Origin of the sequence: Streptomyces sp. NBC_01551 (genome assembly GCF_026339935.1) — a bacterium.
Lineage (GTDB): Bacteria > Actinomycetota > Actinomycetes > Streptomycetales > Streptomycetaceae > Streptomyces.
The window spans coordinates 15894-37929 of the sequence record NZ_JAPEPX010000001.1 but is presented as its reverse complement, the minus strand read 5'-3'; the positions used below and the strand labels follow the sequence as shown (position 1 = coordinate 37929).

Annotated in this window: 16 protein-coding genes and 1 pseudogene; 7 read left to right on the top strand and 10 right to left on the bottom strand. The window is 74.3% G+C overall.

The features are described from left to right. Positions 1-49: 49 nt before the first annotated feature. From OG982_RS00100 to cseB, 7 genes are all read right to left on the bottom strand, one after another. Complete coding sequence (locus tag OG982_RS00100; RefSeq protein WP_266790885.1) at positions 50-853, bottom strand: metal ABC transporter solute-binding protein, Zn/Mn family; 804 nt, start codon at positions 851-853, stop codon at positions 50-52. Beyond that, the gene (locus OG982_RS00095) at positions 811-1677 is read right to left on the bottom strand and encodes a metal ABC transporter permease (RefSeq protein ID WP_266790886.1); all 867 of its coding nucleotides are present in this window, start codon (positions 1675-1677) and stop codon (positions 811-813) included. The genes OG982_RS00100 and OG982_RS00095 overlap by 43 nt, the downstream gene beginning before the upstream one ends. Beyond that, positions 1674-2309: a metal ABC transporter ATP-binding protein gene (locus OG982_RS00090; protein WP_266790888.1), complete on the bottom strand. Its 636-nt coding sequence runs from the start codon at positions 2307-2309 to the stop codon at positions 1674-1676. Before OG982_RS00090 ends, OG982_RS00095 begins: the two co-directional genes overlap by 4 nt. Before the next feature lie 133 nt (positions 2310-2442). Beyond that, positions 2443-5001 carry an ABC transporter permease gene (locus tag OG982_RS00085; RefSeq protein WP_266790890.1) on the bottom strand — a complete coding sequence of 853 codons (2559 nt, stop codon included), beginning with the start codon at positions 4999-5001 and terminating at the stop codon, positions 2443-2445. Positions 5002-5065: 64 nt separating this feature from the next. After that, the gene (locus OG982_RS00080) at positions 5066-5779 is read right to left on the bottom strand and encodes an ABC transporter ATP-binding protein (RefSeq protein ID WP_266792314.1); all 714 of its coding nucleotides are present in this window, start codon (positions 5777-5779) and stop codon (positions 5066-5068) included. A gap of 199 nt (positions 5780-5978) precedes the next feature. Further along, positions 5979-7265 carry a HAMP domain-containing sensor histidine kinase gene (locus tag OG982_RS00075; RefSeq protein ID WP_266790892.1) on the bottom strand — a complete coding sequence of 429 codons (1287 nt, stop codon included), beginning with the start codon at positions 7263-7265 and terminating at the stop codon, positions 5979-5981. 5 nt (positions 7266-7270) lie between these two features. Next, the gene (gene cseB / locus OG982_RS00070; RefSeq protein ID WP_266790894.1) at positions 7271-8020 is read right to left on the bottom strand and encodes a two-component system response regulator CseB; all 750 of its coding nucleotides are present in this window, start codon (positions 8018-8020) and stop codon (positions 7271-7273) included. A 264-nt stretch (positions 8021-8284) separates the two neighbouring features. On the opposite strand from cseB, the gene OG982_RS00065 reads away from it, so the two are divergent. Beyond that, the gene (locus OG982_RS00065; protein WP_266790896.1) at positions 8285-9319 is read left to right on the top strand and encodes a zinc-dependent alcohol dehydrogenase family protein; all 1035 of its coding nucleotides are present in this window, start codon (positions 8285-8287) and stop codon (positions 9317-9319) included. Here the strand turns inward: OG982_RS00065 and OG982_RS00060 are convergent. Further along, positions 9303-10135: pseudogene (locus OG982_RS00060) on the bottom strand (alpha/beta hydrolase). The gene OG982_RS00065 and the pseudogene OG982_RS00060 sit on opposite strands and share 17 nt — an antisense overlap. 117 nt (positions 10136-10252) lie before the next feature. Here OG982_RS00060 and OG982_RS00055 point away from each other — a divergent pair. The 5 genes from OG982_RS00055 (at position 10253) to OG982_RS00035 (ending at position 19255) form a co-directional block, all read left to right on the top strand. Next, positions 10253-13681, top strand: a complete 3429-nt coding sequence (locus OG982_RS00055; RefSeq protein ID WP_266790898.1) for a CHAT domain-containing protein — start codon at positions 10253-10255, stop codon at positions 13679-13681. Next, the gene (locus tag OG982_RS00050; protein ID WP_266790900.1) at positions 13678-14103 is read left to right on the top strand and encodes a hypothetical protein; all 426 of its coding nucleotides are present in this window, start codon (positions 13678-13680) and stop codon (positions 14101-14103) included. Before OG982_RS00055 ends, OG982_RS00050 begins: the two co-directional genes overlap by 4 nt. Before the next feature lie 31 nt (positions 14104-14134). Continuing rightward, positions 14135-15061 (top strand): hypothetical protein, encoded by a 927-nt coding sequence (locus tag OG982_RS00045; protein WP_266790902.1) that lies wholly within the window; start codon positions 14135-14137, stop codon positions 15059-15061. A gap of 308 nt (positions 15062-15369) precedes the next feature. Further along, positions 15370-16134 (top strand): thioesterase II family protein, encoded by a 765-nt coding sequence (locus OG982_RS00040; RefSeq protein WP_266790904.1) that lies wholly within the window; start codon positions 15370-15372, stop codon positions 16132-16134. A 205-nt stretch (positions 16135-16339) separates the two neighbouring features. Then, positions 16340-19255 carry a LuxR family transcriptional regulator gene (locus OG982_RS00035; protein WP_266790906.1) on the top strand — a complete coding sequence of 972 codons (2916 nt, stop codon included), beginning with the start codon at positions 16340-16342 and terminating at the stop codon, positions 19253-19255. Between the two features lie 121 nt (positions 19256-19376). Here OG982_RS00035 and OG982_RS00030 read toward each other — a convergent pair whose 3' ends face one another. Continuing rightward, the gene (locus tag OG982_RS00030) at positions 19377-20009 is read right to left on the bottom strand and encodes a response regulator transcription factor (protein WP_266790908.1); all 633 of its coding nucleotides are present in this window, start codon (positions 20007-20009) and stop codon (positions 19377-19379) included. Further along, the gene (locus OG982_RS00025) at positions 20002-21300 is read right to left on the bottom strand and encodes a sensor histidine kinase (protein ID WP_266790910.1); all 1299 of its coding nucleotides are present in this window, start codon (positions 21298-21300) and stop codon (positions 20002-20004) included. Before OG982_RS00025 ends, OG982_RS00030 begins: the two co-directional genes overlap by 8 nt. Before the next feature lie 165 nt (positions 21301-21465). On the opposite strand from OG982_RS00025, the gene OG982_RS00020 reads away from it, so the two are divergent. Then, a complete protein-coding gene (locus tag OG982_RS00020) occupies positions 21466-22023 on the top strand; it encodes a hypothetical protein (RefSeq protein ID WP_266790912.1) in 558 nt (185 codons plus the stop codon). Positions 22024-22036 lie beyond the last annotated feature (13 nt).

Sequence of the window (22036 nt, the reverse complement as noted above, 5' to 3'; positions counted from 1 at the left end):
GGGCGGGGAGCACACCCGGTGCTCCCCGCCCTTCGTATTTCCCCCCGGGTCAGGAACCGCCCATGGCCTTCTTCAGCTCGGCCGCGGCGTTGCGGTAGACCGGCAGCAGGTCGAGGTCCTCGCCCGGATAGTTGACGATCTTCACCTGCTTGGCGCCCGCATCGGGCAGGACCGTCCCCGTCGACATGTGGGCGTTGTCCAGCACCAGGGCCGGCTTCTTCGCGGACAGCTCGGCGAGCTGCGCCGGAGTGACGGCCTCCGGCCCGTAGGTACCGACCGTGGTGGCGCCCGCCAGCTTCGCCGACCAGCCGGTGAACACCTGCGCCACCACCGCCGGGCTCTTCCCGCCCGGCCAGGAACCCTGGACGTCCTTCGCCAGCTTCGCGTACTCGGTGTCGAACGAGGCCGACCACGTCGCGGCGGCGTTCTCGGTGCCGAACAGCTTGCCCAGGCGCGCCACTTCGGCCTTGACCTTGTCGGCGTCGTTGTCGAGGTTCACCTCGACCAGCTCCGCCTTCGAACCGGCGGCCTCCTTGATCTTCGCCGCGTACGGCTCGAACGGCGCGTACAGCACGAAGTCGGCCTTGCCGACGGCGGCGAGGTCGGACGGCTTGGGATCGTAGTCCGGGGCGTGGTGCACGGACTGGGGCACGATCACCTTGACGTCCTCGGCCCCGGCGGCCTTGGCGAAGGCGCCTTCCCAGGTGGTGGTGACCACGACGACGGGCTTGCCGTCGTGGGCGGGCTTCGCGTCCTTCGACGCGGTGTCGCCGCCGCTTCCGCAGCCGGTGACGAGGGACAGTGCCGCGCTCAGTGCGAGGAGGGAAGCGAATCGGCCGCGGGTGCGCGCCATGTGCTGATGCTCCGTTCGGGGATGAGATGGACCGCGAGGACGAGCGCCCCCGCGGTGAGGACCAGGACCGGCCCGGGCGGCCAGTCGAGCCAGAGGGCGATGAGGAAGCCGGTCAGGTTCACGGCGACGCCGATGCCGACCGCCCACAGGGTGATCGACCTGAGCGAGCTGCCCAGCCGGCGCGCGGCGAGGGCGGGCAGCAGGGTGAGGGCGTCGACCAGCAGGGCGCCGGTCAGCTTGATCGCCCCGGCGACCGCCACCGCGACCAGGACCAGCAGGACGGCGGTGAGCAGCCGGACGGGAACACCGGAACACTGCGCGAGCTCCCGGTCGTACAGCAGCAGCGCCACATCGCGGCGCCGCCACCAGAACAGCCCCGGCACGAGAGCCGCCAGCACGCCGAGCACCACGAGATCGGCGGTGCCCACGGACAGGATCGAGCCCCACAGCAGCGCGAACGCCCCGGAGGCGTTGACCCCCGACACGGCCAGGAGCAGCAGCGCGGCGGCGATGGCCAGGCTCATCAGCAGGCCCATCGCCCCGGACAGCCCGTCCGGGGTGCGCGCCAGCGGCGCCACCCCCGCACCGGCCAGGGCGCACGCCACCAGCGCGCACAGCATCGGGTCGAGCCCGGTCAGCAGACCGACCGCGATGCCCAGCAGCGCGACGTGCATCATCGCGAAGCGCACCGGCATGATGTCGAGGCCGACGATGACGACCCCGATGACCGGCAGGCCCACCGCCGCCAGCAGCAGGGCGACGCCCGCCCGCTGTACGGGGACCAGCTGGAGCAGCTCGCCGAGATCGGCGCTCGCGAGGATCACCCGACCTCCCGCAGCCGGCCCGCCGCCATCTCCAGTACGCGGTCGCAGCGCTCCGCGAGCGCCCGGTCGTGCGTCACCACGACGAGGGTCACCGGCAGCGAGACCAGCACGTCGGCCGCCTCCTCCTGGCCGCCGAAGTCCAGCGCGGCGGTCGGCTCGTCGGCCAGGAGCACCTCGGCCCCCGCGGCCACCGACCCGATCGCCCGCGCCAGGTACATCCGCTGCAACTGGCCGCCGGACAGCGTGTGCAGCGGGCGCCGCGTCAGCGCGCCGACACCCAGCTTCCGCGCGGCCTCGGCGGCCTCGTCCGGCGCGCCGCCACTGGCCAGCAACTCGTCCCCGAGCAGCGGGAACCGGCCGGCCGCCGGCTTCTGCGGGATCCAGGCGCAGGCCCGCCGCCGCCACGCCCACTCGGCGGCGGAGCCGGTGCCCCGGCCGCCGACCAGGATCGAGCCGCTGACCTGGCGGTGCAGCCCGAGGACCGCACGCAGCAGCGTGGTCTTGCCCGAACCGTTGGTCCCGGTCAGCGCGACGTGCTCGCCCGCCGCGATCTCCAGATCCACGTCGGCGACCGCCTCGACCCTGCCGTGGCGGCAGGCGACCCCCCGCATGTGTACGTCCAGCCCGCCCATCCCTCGCCCTTCCGCGCTCCGTCGTCAGGTGCCGGCAGCGGATGACCCGCCGCCCGCACTCGGCGTTAGTCGGACGCGGGCGGCTTCCGGTTCCGGCGGGCGGCGGATTCCTCTCGGACCGCACCACCACCGCTCACTGCTCCGCGACGGCCTCCAGGGGGCTCAGGGCGGCTGCCCGCCGGGCCGGGACGGCGGCGGCGACCGCGCCGATCAGGAGGGACACCACGCACACGAGGAGCAGCGTCCCCCACGGCAGCGTCAGGGAGTACTCGGCCATCGCACCATTGGCCAGCGCGCCGACCGCCCACGCCGCGAACAGTCCGCCGGCCAGGCCCAGGAGCGTGCCGAACAGCGCGACGGTCACCGACTCCAGGCGGATCATCCGCCGGATCCCGGCGCGGTCCATGCCGATGGCGCGCAGCACGCCGATCTCGCGCGTGCGCTCCGACACCGACATCGCCAGGGTGTTGACGATGCCCAGCGAGGAGATCACGACACCGATGGCGAGCAGCCCGTACATCAGGGTGAGCAGGTCGGCCAGCGAGCCGGCGGCCTCGTCCACGACTGCCCGCCGGTCCTTCACCCGCACCAGCGGACTGTTGCCGGTGGCGGTGCGCAGCCGGTCCTCGGTGGCCTTCGAGACCGCGCCGCTCTCGGTGCGGACGAGGATCCGCTGGACGGAGCCGGGCAGGAAGCCGTCCTCGCTCACCTCGCCGCGGGCCCCCAGCACGTCCCCGGCGGTGGGGTTGTCCTCGTAGACCCCGACCACCGTGTACCGCTTGACCTCCTGGTTGCGGCCGATGCGGGCCCCCAGCTGCCCGCCCGCGCTCACGCCCTGCTCCCGGGCGACGGTGGCGGAGACGGCGATCCGGCCCGGTCCGAGGTCCTTCAGGGAACCGGCGGCGAAGTCGAGCCTCATGACCTCGCCCACGGTGGCGGGATCCACGCCGGCGATCGCGCGGACACCGCCGCCGGTGAACACGGTGGAGTCCGTGACGGCGGCCGCCGTCTTCACCCCCGGCGTCCGGGCCACCCGCTGCTCGGCGGCCGGGTCGATGCCCGTCATGGTGGAGCTGCTGGTGATCACGTAGTCGGCGCCGAGGCCGGCCGCGGCCTGACGGTCGAGAGCCTGCCCGGTGGAGTCGCCGATGACGGCGAGCCCGGCCACCAGCGCCGTACTGATCATCAGCGCGGAGGCGGTGGCCGCGGTACGCCGCGGGTCGCGCAGCGCGTTCTCGCGCGCGAGGTGGCCGGTGATCCCGAGGCGGCCGGTCAGCCGCCCGCTCAGCCGGATCACGGGGGAGGCGAGGAGCGGCGCCAGCACGATCAGGGCGACGACGAGGAGGGCGCAGCCGGACATCGCGTCCCGCAGGTTCTCCTCGGAGGCGTCCTTCGCCCCCGTGAGCGACACCAGCAGCCCGGCGCCGGGCACGAGCAGGACCAGCCCCGCCACGCCGCGCACCCGGGACGCGTTGGCGGTGGGCAGCCGCTCGGCCGAGCGCAGCGCCTCGATGGGCGCGACCTTCGCCGCCTTGCGGGACGGCAGCCACGCGGCGAGCACGGTGATGCCGACGCCCACGCCGAGCGCCGCCACGACGGGCAGCGGGCCGATCACCAGGGGGCCGTCGGGCAGGTCGTCGGTGCTCAGGAGGCCGGGCAGTACGGAGGCGATGCCCAGGCCGAGCACGAACCCGGCCACCGACGAGACGAGGCCGACCAGGACGGCCTCCCACAGGACGGTACGGACCACTTGGCGGCGCGTGGCGCCGATCGCCCGCAGCAGCGCGATCTCCCGGGTGCGCCGGGAGACGAGCATGGTGAAGGTGTTGACGATGAGGAACGAGCCGATGAACAGCGCCACCCCGGCGAAGACCATCGGCATCTTCTGGTGGCCCCGGGTCAACGTGTCGATGTACGTGGCCTGCTGGGCGGCCTGGGCTGCGCCGGTGGTGGCCTCGGCCCGGTCGGCCGGGAGCAGGGCCGCGACCCGCTCGGAGAGCTCGAACTGGTCGGTGCCGGGCGCGGCGGACAGGTCGATCGAGGTGTACTGGCCGGGGGCCGCGAAGAGTTCCTGGGCCGTCGCCTTGTCGAACAGGGCGAGGCTCCCGCCGGCGGTCACCCGGGTGTCCTCGGTCCTGACGATGCCCACGAGCCGTTTCCGCATGACCGGCCCGTCGGTGGCCAGCGTGACCAGGTCGCCGATCTTCAGCCCGCCGGCGTCGGCGGCGCCGCCGTCCAGGGCCATTTCATCGGCCTTGCGGGGGGCGTGGCCCTTGACCAGCGGATAGCGGCTGTCCGCGCCGTCCTTGCCCGGTACGTAGGCCGCGGCCATGTTCGCCCAGGCCTTCGCGGCCCGCAGCGGACGGCCGTCAGCGCCGTTCAGGGTCGCCGTGCCGTCGACCGAGGGCCGCACAGCGGCGACACCGGTAACCCCGGCGAGTCTGCGCACGAGCGCGTCGTCGAGCGCGCCGCCCTTCTCGTCCGCGGCGGCCCCGGGCCGAGGCGCCTTGGGGGTCACGGTGACCGCTATGTCCGCGAAGTTCTTCGACGCGGAGGCGCGGTAGGCCGCGGTGGCGGAGTCCGCGAAGACGAGGGTGCCGCAGGTGAACGCGACACCCAGGCAGACCGCGAGGACGGTCATGACCAGACGGGCCTTGGCCGCCAGGACGTTGCGCAGGGCTGTTCTCAGCATGGGTGGCTTTCGGGGGCGTGAGGGCGGAGGGGAGAGGGGAGAGGGGCGCCGGAGCGCGGTCCGGTCAGCTGGTGCGCGTACGGGTGTCGAAGGCCTTCATCCGGTCCAGCACCCGGTCCGGGGTGGGACGGGTCATCTCGTCCACGAGGCGGCCGTCGGAGAGGAAGACCACGCGGTCGGCGAAGCCGGCGGCGACGGGGTCGTGCGTCACCATGACCACGGTCTGGCCGAGCTCGCGCACCGAGTCCCGCAGGAACCCGAGGACCTCGGCCCCGGCGCGGGAGTCGAGATTGCCGGTGGGCTCGTCGCCGAAGACGATCGCCGGGCGGGAGGCCAGCGCGCGGGCGACGGCCACGCGCTGCTGCTGGCCGCCGGACAGCTGCCCGGGCCGGTGGCCGAGCCGCTGGGACAGGCCGACCATGGAGACCACCCGGTCCAGCCACTCCCGGTCGGGGCGGCGCCCGGCGATGGTCAGCGGCAGCGTGATGTTCTCCAACGCGGTCAGCGTCGGCAACAGGTTGAACGCCTGGAAGACGAACCCGATCCGGTCCCGGCGCAACTCGGTGAGCTGCCGGTCGTCCAGCGTGCTCAGCTCGGTGGTGCCGATGCGGACGGATCCGGAGCTGACCGAGTCGAGCCCGGCGGCGCAGTGCATCAGGGTGGACTTGCCGCAGCCGGAGGGGCCCATGATCGCGGTGAACTCGCCCTCCCGGAAGGCGATGCTGACCCGGTCCAGGGCAACGACACGGGTGTCGCCGCTGCCGTAGACCTTCGACAGGTCGGTGGTGGCGGCCGCGAAGGCGGCGGTCGTCGGATGCGGCGCGAGGGCGTCAGAGGGCGCGGCGGTCACAGGGGGACTCCTCTTCGGGTGCTGTCGGGTGCACTTCGAAGGGTGTCCGGGGTGTGTATCGGGGCGTGGACCACCGTGTATCGGCGACCGCGCCGCTGTGTAGCGGTAGTGTAGGGGGACCGGGCGCTCAGGAGGGCGGCAGGCGCAGCGTGGCGACGGCCCCGCCGTCCGGGTGGTTGTCCAGACGCAGCTCGGCGCCGAGGACCCGGGCCTGCCCCAGGGCGATGGTCAGCCCCAGGCCGTGGCCCGAGCCGCGCTCCGCCGCGCCCGTGTGGAAACGGCGCGGACCCTCGCGCAGCACGTCCGGGGGGAAGCCGGGGCCGTGGTCGCGCACGACGACGGTACGGCCGTCGACGGTGACCTCGACCGGGGCGGCCCCGTGCCGGTGGGCGTTGACGACGAGGTTGCCGACGATCCGCTCCAGGCGGCGCGGGTCCGTCTCCACGGTTTCGGCGGCCTCCGCGGCCCCGGCGGTCTCAGCGGCCCAGGCGTCCCGCGCGTCGGTGACCTCCGCGTCGAACCCGGTGCGCGCCACGGCCTCGCGGACGACCGCGCCGAGCGGCACGTGGGCGCGGACCGGATGCTCGGCGCCGGCGTCCAGCCGGGAGATCTCCAGCAGGTCCTCGACCAGGCCGCGCAGATCACGTACCCGGGCCCGGACCAGATCCTCGCTCTCGCCCGGCGGCAGCAGATCGGTGGCGGCCAGCAGCCCGCCGACGGGGGTGCGCAGCTCGTGCGCCACGTCCGCGGTGAACTGGCGCTCGGTGCGCAGCCGTCGTCCGAGACTGTCGGCCATGAGGTCGACGGTGGCGGCGATGTCGGCCACCTCGTCGCCGCCCTTGGTGGGACCGGTACGGGCGTCCAGGTCCCCGGCGGAGATCCGGCCCGCGGTCTCGGACACGCGCCGCAGCCGACGGCCGAGCAGCCCCGCCCCGTACACCGCCAGGGGCACGGCCGCCGCGAGCGCGACCAGCGAGGCCACTGCCATGCTCACGTCGAGCCGGCGCAGATCGTGGAGCTCCGGGCTCATGTTGACCCGTACGGCCAGCACGGGACTGCCCGGCCCGCCGACCCGCTGGGCGGCCCAGGCGGTCGGCCCCACGTTGTCGTCGATGCGCCCGTCGTACGCCGTGTGCCGCTCGCCGTCGTCCGGGTGGCGCAGTGCGGCGGGCAGCTCGGCGGGATCGAGCTCGGCACCGTCCGCCAGGGTCCCGGTACGCCGGTAGGTGTCCACGGCCGAGTACACGCTGTTGAACGCCCGCATCTCGGCCCGGTCGCGGACGTCGCCCGCGGTCCACAGATGGACCAGCACGCCGACCGCCGCCGCGACCAGGCAGGCGGTGGCGGCCGCCAGGGCGGCGATCTTCCAGCGCAGGGGCACGCGGCCCGGGCGCGGCCGGTGGAACGGGCGCACCGGCCTCAGCGCCTGAACTTGTAGCCGAAGCCGCGGACCGTCTCGATCCGGTCCCGGCCCAGTTTCCTGCGAAGCCGCTGCACGCACAGGTCCACGACCCGGCTGTCGCCGTCCCAGCCGTACTCCCAGACGTTGCGCAGCAGGGTGTGCCGCTCCAGCACGACGCCCGGGTGCGCGGCGAACTCCAGCAGCAGCTTCAGCTCGGTCGGGGTGAGCGCCACCGGGTTTCCGGCCACGAACACCTCCAGGCCGTCCGTGTCGATGGTCAGGTCCCCGAACACCAGCCGCTCGCCGTCGGAGGGCGCCCCCGACCCCCCGGCCGTGGCGTGCTCGGGCCCCGCCGCGGCGACGGGCGCGTAGGTGGCCCGTCGCAGCAGCGAGCGGATGCGCGCCACGAGCACGTAGGTGTCCACGGGCTTGACCACGTAGTCGTCCGCCCCGGCCTCCAGACCGGCGACGACATCGAGCCCGTCGCCGCGCGCGGACATCATCAGGATCGGCACCAGGCTGGTCTCCCGGACCCTGCGGCACAGGCCGATCCCGTCCAGGCCGGGCAGCATCACGTCCAGGACCAGCAGGTCGAAGGCCCCGTCGCGGAAGAGCTCCAGCCCCGCGAGCCCGTCGGCCGCGGCCGTCATCCGGTAGCCATAGCGGTCGAGGGCCACGGTGAAGGACCGGCGCATCAGATCGTCGTCCTCCACCAGCAGCACGCGTACGGGACGCGCGGAGGCCGGGGCGGGGGCGGACGAGGACACGGGGACGGCTCCTGTACGGACGGACCGGTGGGGGACAAGGGCCGAGCCGGGGAACAGCCGAGCCGGGGAACAAGGGAACGATACGGCAGGCACCGGGCGCGGCGACGGCGTCGCACGGTCCGGTGGACGCTTCGACGGGCAACGGAGCGCCGGCTGATACCCGACGGATACAAAACCGCCGCTCGCCGCCCCCGAAGCGTCCGTCTGGCGGGCGGTCCCGGCAGGCGCGACGGTGGAAGGGAAGCGATCGAAAGGCGACCCGTCATGCGAGCGACCCTGATCTACGGCGCCGGCGACGTACGCGTCGAGAACGTGCCCGATCCCGCCGTCCACGAGCCCACCGACGCCGTGGTGCGCGTCCTGCGCTCCTGCGTGTGCGGCAGCGACCTGTGGCCGTACGGTGCCAAACCCGCCGCGGACCGCGGCGACCGGATCGGCCACGAGTTCCTCGGCGTCGTCGAGGAGACCGGCACCGAGGTGAGCGCTCTCAAGCGCGGCGACGTGGTGGTGGCCCCCTTCGTGTGGGCCGACAACACCTGCGACTTCTGCCGCGAGGGCCTCCACACCTCGTGCCGCCACGGCGGCTGGTGGGGCGCGGAAGGTGTCGACGGGGGCCAGGGCGAGGCCGTACGCGTCCCGCAGGCGCAGGGCACCCTGGTCAAGCTGCCCGTCGGCGAGGACTCCGCCCTGCTCCCGTCGCTGCTCACGCTCTCGGACGTGTTCCCCACCGGCCACCACTGCGCGGTCAGGGCCGGGGTCGGCCCGCGTACGACGGTCACGGTGATCGGGGACGGCGCCGTCGGCCTGTCCGCGGTGCTCGCCGCCAGGCGGCTCGGCGCCGAGCGGATCATCCTGATGGGCCGGCACGAGGACCGCACCGATCTCGGCCGCGACTTCGGCGCCACCGAGGTGGTCGCCGAACGCGGTGAGGAAGGCGTCGAGAAGGTCCGCGAGCTGACCGCGGGGGACGGCACCCACACCGTCCTGGAATGCGTCGGCCTCAGGCCCGCCATCGAGACCGCCCTCGGCGTGGTGCGGGCCGGCGGCACCATCAGCCGGGTCGGCGCCCCGCAGTACCCGGAGGTGCCGATGGACTTCCCGGTGTTCCTGCGCAACATCACCCTCACCGGCGGCGTCGCCCCGGCCCGCGCCTACATCGAGGAACTGCTGCCCGACGTCCTCGAAGGGAAGGTCGAACCCGGGCGCGTCTTCGACCGCACCGTCAGCCTCGACGACGTTCCCGCCGGGTACCGGGCGATGGCCGACCGGCAGGCGCTGAAAGTCATGATCCAGCCCTGACGGCGGCGCCACCGCGGCCGGCGAGGAGGCGCCGGAGCCAGCGGGTGCGGGCGTCGCGGGCGTCCCGGATGAGGGCCGCCCGGGGTGCGATGCCGTCGAAGCCGTGGTAGGCGCCGAGCCACACGTGCAGTTCGGCCTGGCCGCCGGCCTGCCAGATGGCGTTCGCGTAGGCCACGTCCTCGTCCCGGTAGATCTCGGCCGACCCGACCCGACCCGACCCGACCCGACCTCGACGTAGGCCGGAGGAAGTCCGGACAGGTCCGCGGCGCGGGCGGGGGCGGCGTAGGCCGGCAGGGCGAGGGCCGCGGCGAGCCCGCCGCCGGCGCTCTTGCCCCCGATGACGATGCGGTCCGCGTCGACGTCCGGCTCGGCCGCGTGCCCGGCCGCCCGGACGAGTCCCGCGTAGCAGTCCTCCAGCGGCCCCGGGTAGCGCGTGCGCGGCGCCGTCCGGTACTCGACCGAGATGACGGCGATGCCCAGCGGGAGCGCCCACTCGCGGAGGATCCGCGGGAGCACCGACCAGGCGTTGCCCATGATCATGGCGCCGCCGTGCATGTAGTACAGCAGGGGCAGCGGCCCCGCGAGCCCGGCCGGCCGGGCGCTCACGAGCGTGCCGTCCCCTCCGCCCGCAAGTCCCGGCACCCGCAACTCCGCCACCTCGACACGGCCGCCGTCACGCAGCTCCTCCGCCGTGGGCCTGGGCCGGGTCGTGGCGTCCCGCCCTTGCCGGGCGGCGAGGTTCTCCGCGGTGACCCGCTCCCGGACTCCGGCGCCACACACACGAGACCCATACGGGTACCCAACCACACCGGGCATGCCGGAGGCATGGTTGTGGGGCCCCGCGGCGGGGCAGGAAGAGCGCGGGGACAGGGGGCTCGGATGGTGTGGGGGCTACGTGCGCGCAAGGGTGGGGACCCGCGGCTGAAGCGGGCGGTGAAGCTGCTCGACGCGCGGACCAACGCCCTTCTCGCCGACCCGGGGCGCAACCCCCGGCACGTGATCGACCCGGTCGTGGTGGGGGCGCTGGCCGTGGTGGACGAGTGCGTGCCCTTCCCGTTCGACGACCTCGAGGCCTCGCGGGTCGCCGGCAACGTCCACTGGATCCGGTACCGGTTACTGCCCGCCGGGCAGGACGCCGAGGACCTGGAAGGACTCGAATTCCGGCTCGGCGCCGTGTGGTTGCGCGCACCGGAGCGGATCGGGCCCAGTCCCGCCCGGTACTTCACCACGTACGCGCCCGCGTGCGGTCTCGCCCGGGCCCTGATGGAGCGCGCCCGGCGCGGTGGCGGGCCCGCCGAGCGGATGGTGGACGAGGCGATCACCCTCGCCCGGACCCTCGTGGCCGACGAGCACTGGGAGTGTCACAGCCGCGCGGGTCACCTGGCCGTCCTCGCGCAGTTCCTCGGCGTGCGCGCCGACTGGTTCGGGAACCCCGCCGACGTGACGGAGCTGGTCGCACGCTCCCGCGAGGCGAACGGGGCCGTCGCCGCCGACGACCCGTTCCGGGACCGGGTGCGCATCACCCACGGGCACGCCCTGCTTCTGGGACTGCGCGTCGGCGGCCCCGCCCGGGATCTGGACGAGGCGATCGAGGTCTGGGAGGAGGTCGTCGCCGCCATGGACGAGGAGGACGAGGAACGCGGCACGATGCGCGGGAACCTGGCCCTCGCCCGGCGGATCCGCGCCGAGTGGACCGGCTCCCCGGCCGACCTGGAAGAGGCGGTCCGGCGCTACCGGGAGGCGGTCCTCCTCCTCGACGACCAGGACCACCCGTACCTGCCCGAGGCGCTGGCCGGGCTCGGCAACGCGCTGCGGCTGCGCTTCGAGGCGCTCGGCCACCGCGAGGACCTCGACGAGCAGGTCAGCGTCTGCGAGCGGGCCGTCGCACTGCCCGTCACCAGCCGGGCCACCGCCGGGCGGTGCCTCGCCTACCTCGCGCTCGCGCGCCTCACCCGGTACGGCCGCACCGGGGACCGGGCCGACCTCGACGCGGGGGCGAACGCGTCCGACCTCGGGATCCAGGTCCTCGACCCGCGCAGCCCGGACCGTCCCGTGGCCCTGGCCAATCACAGCCGGGTCCTCCAGCTCCGGGCCGAGGCGAGCGGTGACCCCGAGGACGTACGCGCAGCCCTCGCCGCCGCCGACACCGCCGTCGAGGCCCTGGAGAGCGCCGTCGCCCTCGGTACAGCCGGCGTGCAGGCCCGTACGGTCGCGCACCTCGCCCGCTGCAACACGCTGCTGGCCCGCGCCGAACGCACCGGCTCGGCCGAGGACGCGGGCGAGGCCCTGGACGCGGGCGAGGCCCTGGACGCGGCCCGCCGGGCCGTCGCCGCCTGCGCACCCGACTCCGCCCTGTACGCGGTGACCCTCAACGCCGTGGGCAATGCCCACCGCCTGCGCGCCGACGCGGCGGAAGCCGGCCTGGCGGGGGCGGACGCGGCGGGAGTCGATCCGGCGGGAGCCGACGCGGCGAGCGCCGGCCCGGCTGGAGCTGACGCGGTGGGAGTCGATCCGGCTGGAGCGGCCGCGGCGAGCGCCGGCCCGGCTGGAGCTGACGCGGTGGGAGTCGATCCGGCTGGAGCCCACGCGGCGGGCGCCGGTCCGGCTGCGGCCGACGGGGCCGGGGACCGTGCGCTGGCCGCGGCCGCATACCGGCAGGCCGCCGGGCATCACAGCGCCGGTCCGGCCGTGGCCGCGGCGGCCGCCGCCGCGCTGGGCATGAACGCCGCCCTCGCCGGTGACTGGGACGCCGCCGCCGACGCCTACTCCGAGGCCGTCGAGCGTCTGGTACGGGTCGCCCCCGCGGCGCTGCGCCGCGCCGACCGGGAACACCGGCTCACCGCGCTCGGCGGCATGGCCTCCACCGCCCTGGCCTGCTGCCTGGCCGCCGACCGTGTCGCGGACGGCGTACGCCTCTTCGAACGCGGCCGCGGCGTGATCATGCGTCAGGCCCTCGACGCCCGCGGCGACCTCACCGACCTGGAAGCGGCCGACCCCGCCCTCGCCGCGCGGTTACGGGCCCTCCAACAGGCCCTGACCGAGCCGGAGACGTCCCACGACAGCCTGGCCCGCCGCGAGCCGGAGCCCGAGCCGGCGGCCCCCGCCGCCACCGCGGGCGTCGAGGGCCGCCGCCGGGCGGAGGCCGAACTCGACCGGCTCGTCACGCGGATCCGCACCGAGGCCGGCCTCCCCGGCTTCCTCGCCCCGCCCGACCTCCACGCCCTGACGGCGGCGGCCGGACCCACCGGGGCGATCGTCATCGTCAACGTGTCGAGGTTCCGCTCCGACGCCGTCCTGCTGCGTGCCGCCCGGCAACCGGAGGCCGTGCCGCTGCCCGGACTCACCCCCGCCTTCGCGGCGGAGCAGAGCGCCGCCCTCATGGAGGCCCTCGACGCCCTGGCCGCGCCCGGCGCCGGCCGGGCCGCCCGCACCGCCGCCGAACGCGCCGTGAGCGCCGTACTCGTCGCCCTCTGGGACACCGTCACCGGCCCCGTCCTCGACCGGCTCGGACACACCACCCGCGCCGAGGGCCCGGCCGCCGACCGCCCCCGCGTGTGGTGGTGCCCGGCCGGCCTCCTGACCGCCCTCCCCCTGCACGCCGCCGGCCGCCACAACACCCGGTTCGACGACGTACCGCTCACCGTCCCCGACCGGGTCGTCTCCTCGTACACCCCGACCATCGACGCCCTGCTCCGCGGCGACGGTCCGGACCGGACGGCCACGGGCCCCGGCCGCACCCTCGTCGTCGCCACCGCCACCGCGAGCGGCGCCGAGGCCGGCTCCGCCGCACCCAACACCCTCGCCGAGGCGGAGGCCGTGGCCGCTCTCGCCCCCGGCCCCGTCGACCGGCTGATCGGCCCCGACGCCACCCGCGACCGGGTGCTCGCCGCGCTGAGGACCGCCCGCCGCGCCCACTTCGCCTGTCATGCGGACACGGACCCGATGGACCCGGGGGCCGGTGCGCTGCGCCTGGCGGACCACGCCGAGCACCCCCTCGACGTACCCGCGATCTCCGCACTGCGGCTCACCGACGCCGAGTTCGCCTTCCTCGCGGCCTGCTCCACCGCCGCGCCCGGCTTCCGCAACCCGGACGAGGCCCTCCACCTGACCTCCGCGTTCCGCCTCGCCGGGTTCCACCAGGTCGTCGGCACGCTGTGGCGGCTGCGCGGCCGGCGCGGGCGCGACGTCGTGGAATCCGTCCACCGGGCCGTCGCCGAGCGGGGCCCGGAGGCCGCCGCCGGCGCCCTGCACGAGGCCGTGCTGCGCCTGCGCGGCCTGTGGGCCGAGGAACCCTCGGTCTGGGCCACCCATCTGCACGTCGGGGGCGCCGGCCCGACCGGCGTGCGAGAGGAGTCGTCATGAGCGTGGACACGGAGGGCGTCTACCAGGCCGCGAGGTCGGTCCGCCCCCATCTGGAACGGCTGGTGGGCCCGCGCGTGGCCGCCGAGCGCGATCGCGAGTTCGCGCAGGCGCTCGCGGACCCGCCGAGCGAGGCCGGCGCGGCGCGCCTGCTGACCCTGTTCGGGCGTTCGCCCGCCACCGGGGACTACCTGGCGGCGGTGCTGGCCGACGCCCCGCGCTACCGGCCCCCCTACGACCGGGCGGAGGAGGAACCGGAGGACGACGCCCGGGGCGGGGAGGCGCTCGGGGACGCCGGGTTCGTCGAGGCGGAGTCGCAGTGGGTGTGCCCGCGCGGCGACTTCCGCTGGTTCAGCCCCGAGCTGGGCACGCCCGTACCGCCGTGCGCCACCCCGGGCCATCCCCCGCTCGTGCCCGTCCCCTGATCCGGTCGCCGACGAGAGGCGGGAGGAGAACGTGCTCGAACAGGTCCTGAGCGTGTTGGGCGGCCGGATGCTCGAACGGTGGCTGGCCCTGGCGCTCCAGCCGCTGGTCTTCGGGCTGTGCTGCCTGTCGGCGGTGGTGTGGTCCGACGGCGACCTGCACCGGGTGCGCGCCGCCGCCGCGTGGCTGGAAAAGGCCGGAACCCCGGTCACGGTGGTGCTGGTCCTCGCCGCCCTGCTCGGCCTGGCCGGATGCGGGCTCGCCGTCCTCGCGCTCGCCGGCCCGCTGCTGAGGTTCCTCCAGGGCGGCGGGCCGCTGTGGCGGATCGGCCGGCTCGGGGTGCGGCGCTCCGAGGCCGCCGCCCGTGCGGCGGCACGTACCCAGGCCGAGTGGCAGCAGGCGTACCTGCGGATGACCCGCCCCGGCGCCGGCCCGGCCGATCTCACGGCGTACCAGCGGCTGGAGCGCGACCGCCGCCGGCGTCCGCACGTCGCCGCGTACGCGACGCCCACCCGGCTGGGCAACCTGGTGCGGGCCTCGGAGCGGCGCATCGCCGACCGGTACGGGCTCGACCCCGCCGTCGTCTGGCCCGGCCTGTCGCGGCTGCTGCCGGAGCCGCTGGTGCGGGAGGCGGGGGAGACGCGGGCGGCCCTGGACCGGGCGGTCGCGGCCATGGTCTGGGGTGCCGTCTTCGCCGTGGCGATGCGCCCGTTCACCTGGTGGGCCGTGCCGGCCGGGCTGGCCGTGGTCCTGGTCGCGCACGTAGGGGTACTGCCGGCCAGGGCCCGCCGGTTCACCGGGGTGATGGAGGCGGCGTTCGCCGTCCACCGGGGCGAGCTGTACCGGGCGCTGCGCCGGCCGCTGCCCGCGACCCCGGCGGAAGAACGGGTCACCGGGGCCGCGTTGACCACCTACCTGTGGCGCGGCTCGGGCTCCGCCGGATTCCGCTTCACCCCGTGAACCGCCGGGGCCGGCGCGGGCGGACCGGCGCCGGCGCGGGATCCCGCGCCGCCGGGTGGAACCTCCAGGGGTGGTATTGCGTCATATCCCTAATGGGGTGCATGGCGTGAAACGCTTTTCACAGCCCGGCCGCGCATACCCGGCAGGTGATTTCCGGCCAGCATAGGGGTCCAAGGTAGGGGTACTGGCGGCATTGACGCTCTGCTAGACATGAGGGCAACGGAACGCGCGTACGGAAGTGGCGAATGAGTTCGGGCCTTCGAGCCCGCACGCCGCTTCCGCACCGGAAACAGGGAGTCTTCATCCCCTTGATCGACAAGCAGAATGCCGACGGCTGGATCCGCCGCTATCACGCCGCGGACGAAAGCCCGATCCGACTGGTCTGCCTGCCGCACGCCGGCGGATCTGCCTCCTTCTATTTCCCCATGTCCCAGGCGCTGGCCCCGGCGGTGGACGTCCTCTCCGTCCAGTACCCCGGACGCCAGGACCGCCGGCACGAGCCGGGGATCACCGACATCGGCGTCTACGCCGACGCGCTGACCAGCGCACTCCTGCCCTGGGCGGACCGGCCGCTGGCTCTTTTCGGCCACAGCATGGGCGCCGTCCTCGCCTTCGAGGTGACGCGCAGGCTGGAACGCGACCACGGCATCACCCCCGTCCGGGTCTTCGCCTCCGGCCGCCGTTCGCCGTCGAGTTTCCGCCAGGAAACCGTGCATCTGCGCGATGACGACGGCATCGTGGCCGAAATGCGCGAGCTCAGCGGAACCGAGGCCGCGATTCTCGGCAACGAAGAGATCCTGCGTATGGTGCTCCCCGCCATTCGGAGCGACTACACGGCGATCGAGAACTACCGCGCCACGCCTCAGGACACGGTGAACACCCCGATCACCGTACTGACCGGCGAGTCCGACCCCCGCACCAGCCGGGAAGAAGCGGAATCCTGGGAAGGGCACACCCTCGGTGGATTCGACATCCACCGTTTCCCCGGCGGCCATTTCTTCCTGGCCCAGCATCAGGCGCAGATCTTGAAGATCGTTTCTGAGGAGCTCGCAGCGGCCACCCGGAAGGGCTGAGCCGCCGCCGGGACGCCGCACGACCGGCGGCCGACCCGGCAGCGAACGGACGAGACGGGCCCGAGGCCGGGCCGGACAGCCCTCCCCGCACCGGAGGAACCGACCCCGCCCCGGACCCACTGCGCCCGCGAGGCGGGGCTCAAGGAGGCGCGACGCAGTGCAGTGCAGGGCAAGTTCAGACATTCCGGGGGAAGGGAACGCAGTGGTGGCAAGGCTCGTCGAGCGCGAGAAGCAGTGGGAGACGCTGAACGACCTGCTCGGCAGCGCCCGGCGGGGCCGCGGACGCGTCGCCGTCATCAGCGGGCCCATCGCCGCAGGCAAGACGACCCTGCTGGAACGCTTCACGGAACAGGCCATCTCGGACGGCGCGCTGGTCCTGGAGGCCGCCGGCTCCCGCGCGGAGCGCTACCTCCCCTTCGGCATCCTGCGCCGCATCCTCGACAGCGCCGCGCCCCTGGAACCCGAGGTCCACGCCGAGGCCACCGCGCTCCTCGACAGCCTGGGCACCCCGACGACGGACACCCACGAGCCGGCCACCGGCGCGATCGCCGGCGGCGTCGAGGCCGGGATGCGGATCCTGCCGTACGTCTGCGCCGCACTCCTGCGGATCGCCCGCGAACGCACCGTCGTCATCGCCGTCGACGACGTCCACCACGGCGACGAACTCTCCCGCGCCTTCCTGCTGTGCCTCGCCCGACGGGTCCGCCAGGCCGGCGTGCTCATCGTCCTCACCGAGGCCGTACGGCTGCTGCCCGCCCAGCTCGCCTTCCACGCCGAACTGCAGCGCCAGCCCAACTGCACCAGCATCCGGCTGCCACTGCTCAGCGCGGACGGAACCGGACGCGTGCTGGCCGGCCACTTCTCCACCGCCGCCGCCCAGCGGGTCTGTGCCGACTGCCAGGAGACCACCGGCGGAAACCCGCTGCTGATCAAGGCGTTGCTGGAGGACGGCCTCGCCGCCCTGGGCGACAGCGAGCCGTTCCAGCCGCTCGCCCCGGCCGAGAACTTCGAACGCGCCGTACTGGACTGCCTCCACCGGGGCGACCCCGAGATGCTGGCCGTCGCCCGCGGCATCGCCGTCCTCGGCGACGCCTGCCCGACCGCCCTGCTCAGCACGATCACCGACGTCCACGTCAAGACCGCCGAACTGGCCGTCCAGGACCTGGACCGCTGCGGAATCCTGCGCGGCGGCGCCTTCCGCGAGGCCGCGACCCGCGCCGCGGTGCTGGCCGCGACCCCGACCGGCGCGCTGTCCGTGCTCCACCAGCGGGCCGCGCGACTGCTCCACCAGGAAGGAGCGGCCGCCCTCGACGTCGCCCGCCACCTCCTCGCCGCCCGCAAGCAGGTGGGGGAGTGGGCGATACCCGTCCTGCAGGAGGCAGCCGAGTACGCCCTCGTCGAGGACGACCCCGAACTCGCCCTGCGCTGCGGCGAACTGGCCGTGGACTCCTGCCCCGAGGGCCCGCGCCGCACCGCGCTGAAATCCCGCCTGGTCAGCATCGTCTGGCGCAGCAGCCCCGTCGCCGCCGAAGGCCACCTGCGCCAGCTCTCCCGGGAGTTCTGCGCCGGCCGGCTCAGCGACCGCGACCTCCTCCACGCCGTCACCTGTCTGGCCTGGATGGGCGAGGCCCGCCAGGCCGGCGAAGCCGTCCGCCGCCTGCAGACCGCCGCCCAGGAGGCACTGGACGCCGGGCAGCCCTTCGTGTACGAACCCGGCACCCTCGCCGCCGCGCAGAGCTGGCTCTCGCTCGTCAGCCCCCCGGTCCGCGAGGTGTTCGCGACCGCCGGGCCCTCGCACACCTCGCACACCTCGCGGCCCGGTGACCCGCGCACGCCCGCCGGCACCGCGGCGGCGGGCGCCACCGCCTACGACATGCCCGACGAGGCCCACATCCCCGCCGTCGAGGCCATGCGGACGGCGCTGCGCGGCGGCCAGGGCGAAGCGGCCGTCGCCGAGGCCACCCGGGTGCTCCAGCGCTACCACCTCAGCGACCGCACCCTCACCCCCCTCGTCATCGCCGCCCTCACCCTCGTCTACGCCGGCCGCCTCGACCTCGCGCTCATCTGGACCGACCGGCTGCTCGGCGAATGCTCCGCCCGCAACGCGCCGACCTGGCAGGCGGCGCTCGGCGTGGTCCGTGCCGAGGTCGCCCTGCGCCAGGGCGACCTGCCGGGCGCGGCCGCCCAGGCCCGCCAGGCCATGTCCCTGATATCCGTGCAGTGCTGGGGCGTCGGCATCGCGCTGCCGCTGGCCATCCTCATCGACGCCGAGACCCGGATGGGCAACCTCGACGAGGCGATGGGCCTGCTCGAACAGCCCGTGCCCGAGATGATGCTGGAGACCCAGATCGGGCTGCACTACCTGCGGGCCCGCGGCCGCTGCCACCTCGCCACCGGCCGCTACCACGCCGCCCTGCGCGACTTCCTCACCTGCGGCGAACTGATGCAGGCCTGGGGCATGGACGCCGTGGAACTGGCGCCCTGGCGACTGGACGCCGCCGAGGCGTGGCTGGCCATCGGCAACATGGCGCGGGCCCGCGAGTACGTGGAGCAGCAGAAGCAGCGCGAAGCGGGCCCGGCCGGCAGCCGGCCGCGCGGCGCCCTGCTGTACGCGCTCGCCCGCACCAGCGGCGACCTCACCTACCGCCTGGGGCGCCTCACCGAGGCCGTGGAGGCCCTGGAACAGGGCGAGGACCGGCTCCAGCTGGCCAGCGCGCTGGGGGAGCTGGGCAGCGGCTACCGCGCGGCCGGGGACTTCAACCGGGCCCGGATGCTCGTACGCAAGGCCTGGCACGTCGCCAAGTCCTGCGGGGCGCAGCCGCTGTGCCAGGAGTTCACCCCCGGGCAGGGCGACGGCGAGGCCGTCGCCGCGCCGGCCGGGCGCGAGGCCGAACCGGCCCGGGAGGCCGAGTCGCTGTCCGAGTCGCTCTCCGAGGCCGAGGCACGCGTGGCGCTGCTCGCGGCGCGCGGCCACACCAACCGGGAGATCGCCACCAAGCTGTACGTGACCGTCTCGACGGTCGAGCAGCACCTGACCCGGATCTACCGCAAGCTGAGGGTCAAGCGGCGCCGGGACCTGCCGGCCCGGCTGTGGGACCTGAGCCTGCCCGGCATCGCCTGAGCGGCGGGCCGGCCCTGGTGGCGCCATCCCCGGACCAGCGGTATCCCCGGATCCCCGGTCTCTACGGACCCGGAAACCGGGGATCCCGGGGATTCCCGGGATACCGGGGTCCTGGTGCCTCTCAGGACAGCAGGCCCCGCTCCAGGGCCGTCATCACCGCAGCCGTCCGGTCCGACACCGACAGCTTCTTGAACGACCGCAGCAGGTGCGTCTTGACCGTCGCCTCGCTGATGAACAGCCGGCGCCCGATGTCCGCGTTGGTCATGCCCTGTCTGACCAGCTGCAGCACCTCGCACTCCCGCTCGGACAGCACCGGCGCCTCCACCACCCGGGCCCGGAACAGCTTCGGCGCCAGCGACGGCGTCAGCACCGTCTCACCGCGCGCCGCCGCCTTCACCGCCTGCACCAGCTCCTCGCGCGAACTGCCCTTGAGCAAGTAGCCCGCCGCGCCGGCCTCCACCGCGCGCAGGATGTCCGCGTCGTCCTCGTACGTGGTCACGATGACCACCCTGCTCCGCGGCGACTCCCGCAGGATGTGCCCGGTCGCGGCCACCCCGTCCATCGCGCCCATCCGCAGGTCGAGCAGGACGATGTCCGGCTTCAGCCGGGCGGCCTGCAACACCGCCTCCTCACCGGAACCGGCCTGCCCCACCACCCGGATGCCCTCGTCCAGCTCCAGCATGGCGCTCAGGCCCTCCCGGACCACCGGGTGGTCGTCCGCGAGCAGCACCCCGATCGGTGCGCGCTCACTCATCGGCCGACCCCTGCTCCACCGGGGCCAGCGGCACCGTCACCTCGATGACCGTGCCCGCCCCCGGGCTACTGCTGACCTGTGCCATTCCGCCGATCTCCTCCACCCGGGCGCGCATCCCGCGCAGCCCGAAACCGTTCCGCTCGCCGTCCGGCTCGCGCTCCCGCGCGCCGTCCCCCGGCTCCTGGTCCCGCAGCGCGTCGGCGGTCCGGAAACCCGCGCCGTCGTCACGTACCACGAGCCGCACCGCCTCCGGCGCGTACGCCACCAGCACTTCCACCCTACGGGCGTCCGTCGCGTGCTTGCGCACATTGGCGAACGCCTCCTGCGCCGAGCGCAGCAGCACCACGCTGACCGCCATCGGCAGCGGCTGCTCCTCGCCGCGGGCCGTGCACCGCACCGCCAGGCCCGTCTCCTCCATCAGCAGGTCGGCCTGCCGGCGCACGGCCTGCACCAGCGAGCTCTCCCGCAGTGACGGCGGGGTGAGCGCCGAGACGAAACCGCGGGCCTCGGCCAGGCTGTCCTGGGCGACCCGCCCGGCCAGCCCGAGTCGGCTGCGGGCCCGCTCGGGGTTGTCCACCACCTCCGACTCGGCCGCCTGCACCAGGCTGATGATGCTGGTCAGGCTCTGTGCCAGGGTGTCGTGGATCTCGCGGGCCAGCCGCTCCCGCTCGGCCGAGATGCCGGCCTGGTGCGACAGCCGGGCCTCACGCTCCCGGCTGCGCCGCAACTCGTTGATCAGCTCGCCCCGGTCGGTGCTCTGCCGCACCACCCGGGTGATCCACAGGCCGAGCAGGACGGACACGCCGATGCCCAGCAGCGAGATGGGCAGCACCGACAGGATGTGCGGATCGAACTCCCCGCCCCGCAGCCACACCACCGTCACCGGCCACAGGTTGGCCAGCACGACCAGCACGATCGCCGGCGGCACCGACAGGCTCATCATGAGCATGGGGACCACCGCGAACAACGCGAAGGAACCCGCGAGATCGAGCATGCTGGACGAGGCGAACAACAGCAGGAGCCCGGCGGAGAAGACGATGTTCCGCCGGCCCGACGTCCGATGGACCATCAACCTCCGGCCGAGCCCCGCGTACCAGGGCACGATCAGCGTCAGCGCACCGATCGCGAGGGCCCGGTGGGCCTGGCTTTCCGTCGAGGTGAACAGCAGCATGACGGTGACGAGGTAGGAGACGGCGAAATAGCCGTCCCACAGACCGAACCAGCGGCTCCCCGAGTCGGGGCCGTAGTTCGGGGCCGTCCGCGGGACTTCCGGCTGAGTGTCTGTGTGCACGGAACCAGTCCTACCACGAGCTTCGCCGGTGTCCGTCGATCGGTTGACAGCCGGTCCCACTGATCGGTCGTTCCCCCGGCCGGCCGCCCCGCCTACGTTGGACGCAGCGGAGGGAGAACCGCGACAACGGATTTCAAGGGAATGCGGAAAGGGCGGGTTCGGCACGTGGGGCAGTTCACGACGGCACTCATCACCTGTGCGACGATCCTGGCCGTCATCCTCGCGACCGACTCCGGCAACCGGCGCATCACCGCCGTGAGGATCGCCGGCCCCACACTGGTGGCCGTCCTCGTCACCGGCGCGTGCGTACACTCTTTCCCGACGGCGGGCAACGACACGTCGCTGCACCTCGCCGCCATCGGTGTAGGGGTCATCTGCGGACTCGTCGCGAGCTCGCTGCTCACCGCCCACCGGGACCCCGCGGGCGACATCCGCAGCACCGGCGGGTTCGGTCACGCGGCGGTCTGGGTCCTCCTCTGCGGAGTCCAGATCGTCTTCGCCTACGGCTGCGAGCACTGGTTCCGCGCACGGATGGACCGCTTCACCACCGACTACCAACTCAGCGGCAGCGAGGTCCTCGTGAGCTCGCTCGCCCTGATGTCCCTGTCGATGGTGACGGCCCGGGCAGCCGTCCTGCTGTCCCGGCTGCGCGCCGTACGGACCGCCACGGCGCCGGTCGCAGACGACCGGAGAGCGAACTGTAAACAACACGGTCCGAGTTGACCGGCGACGATTC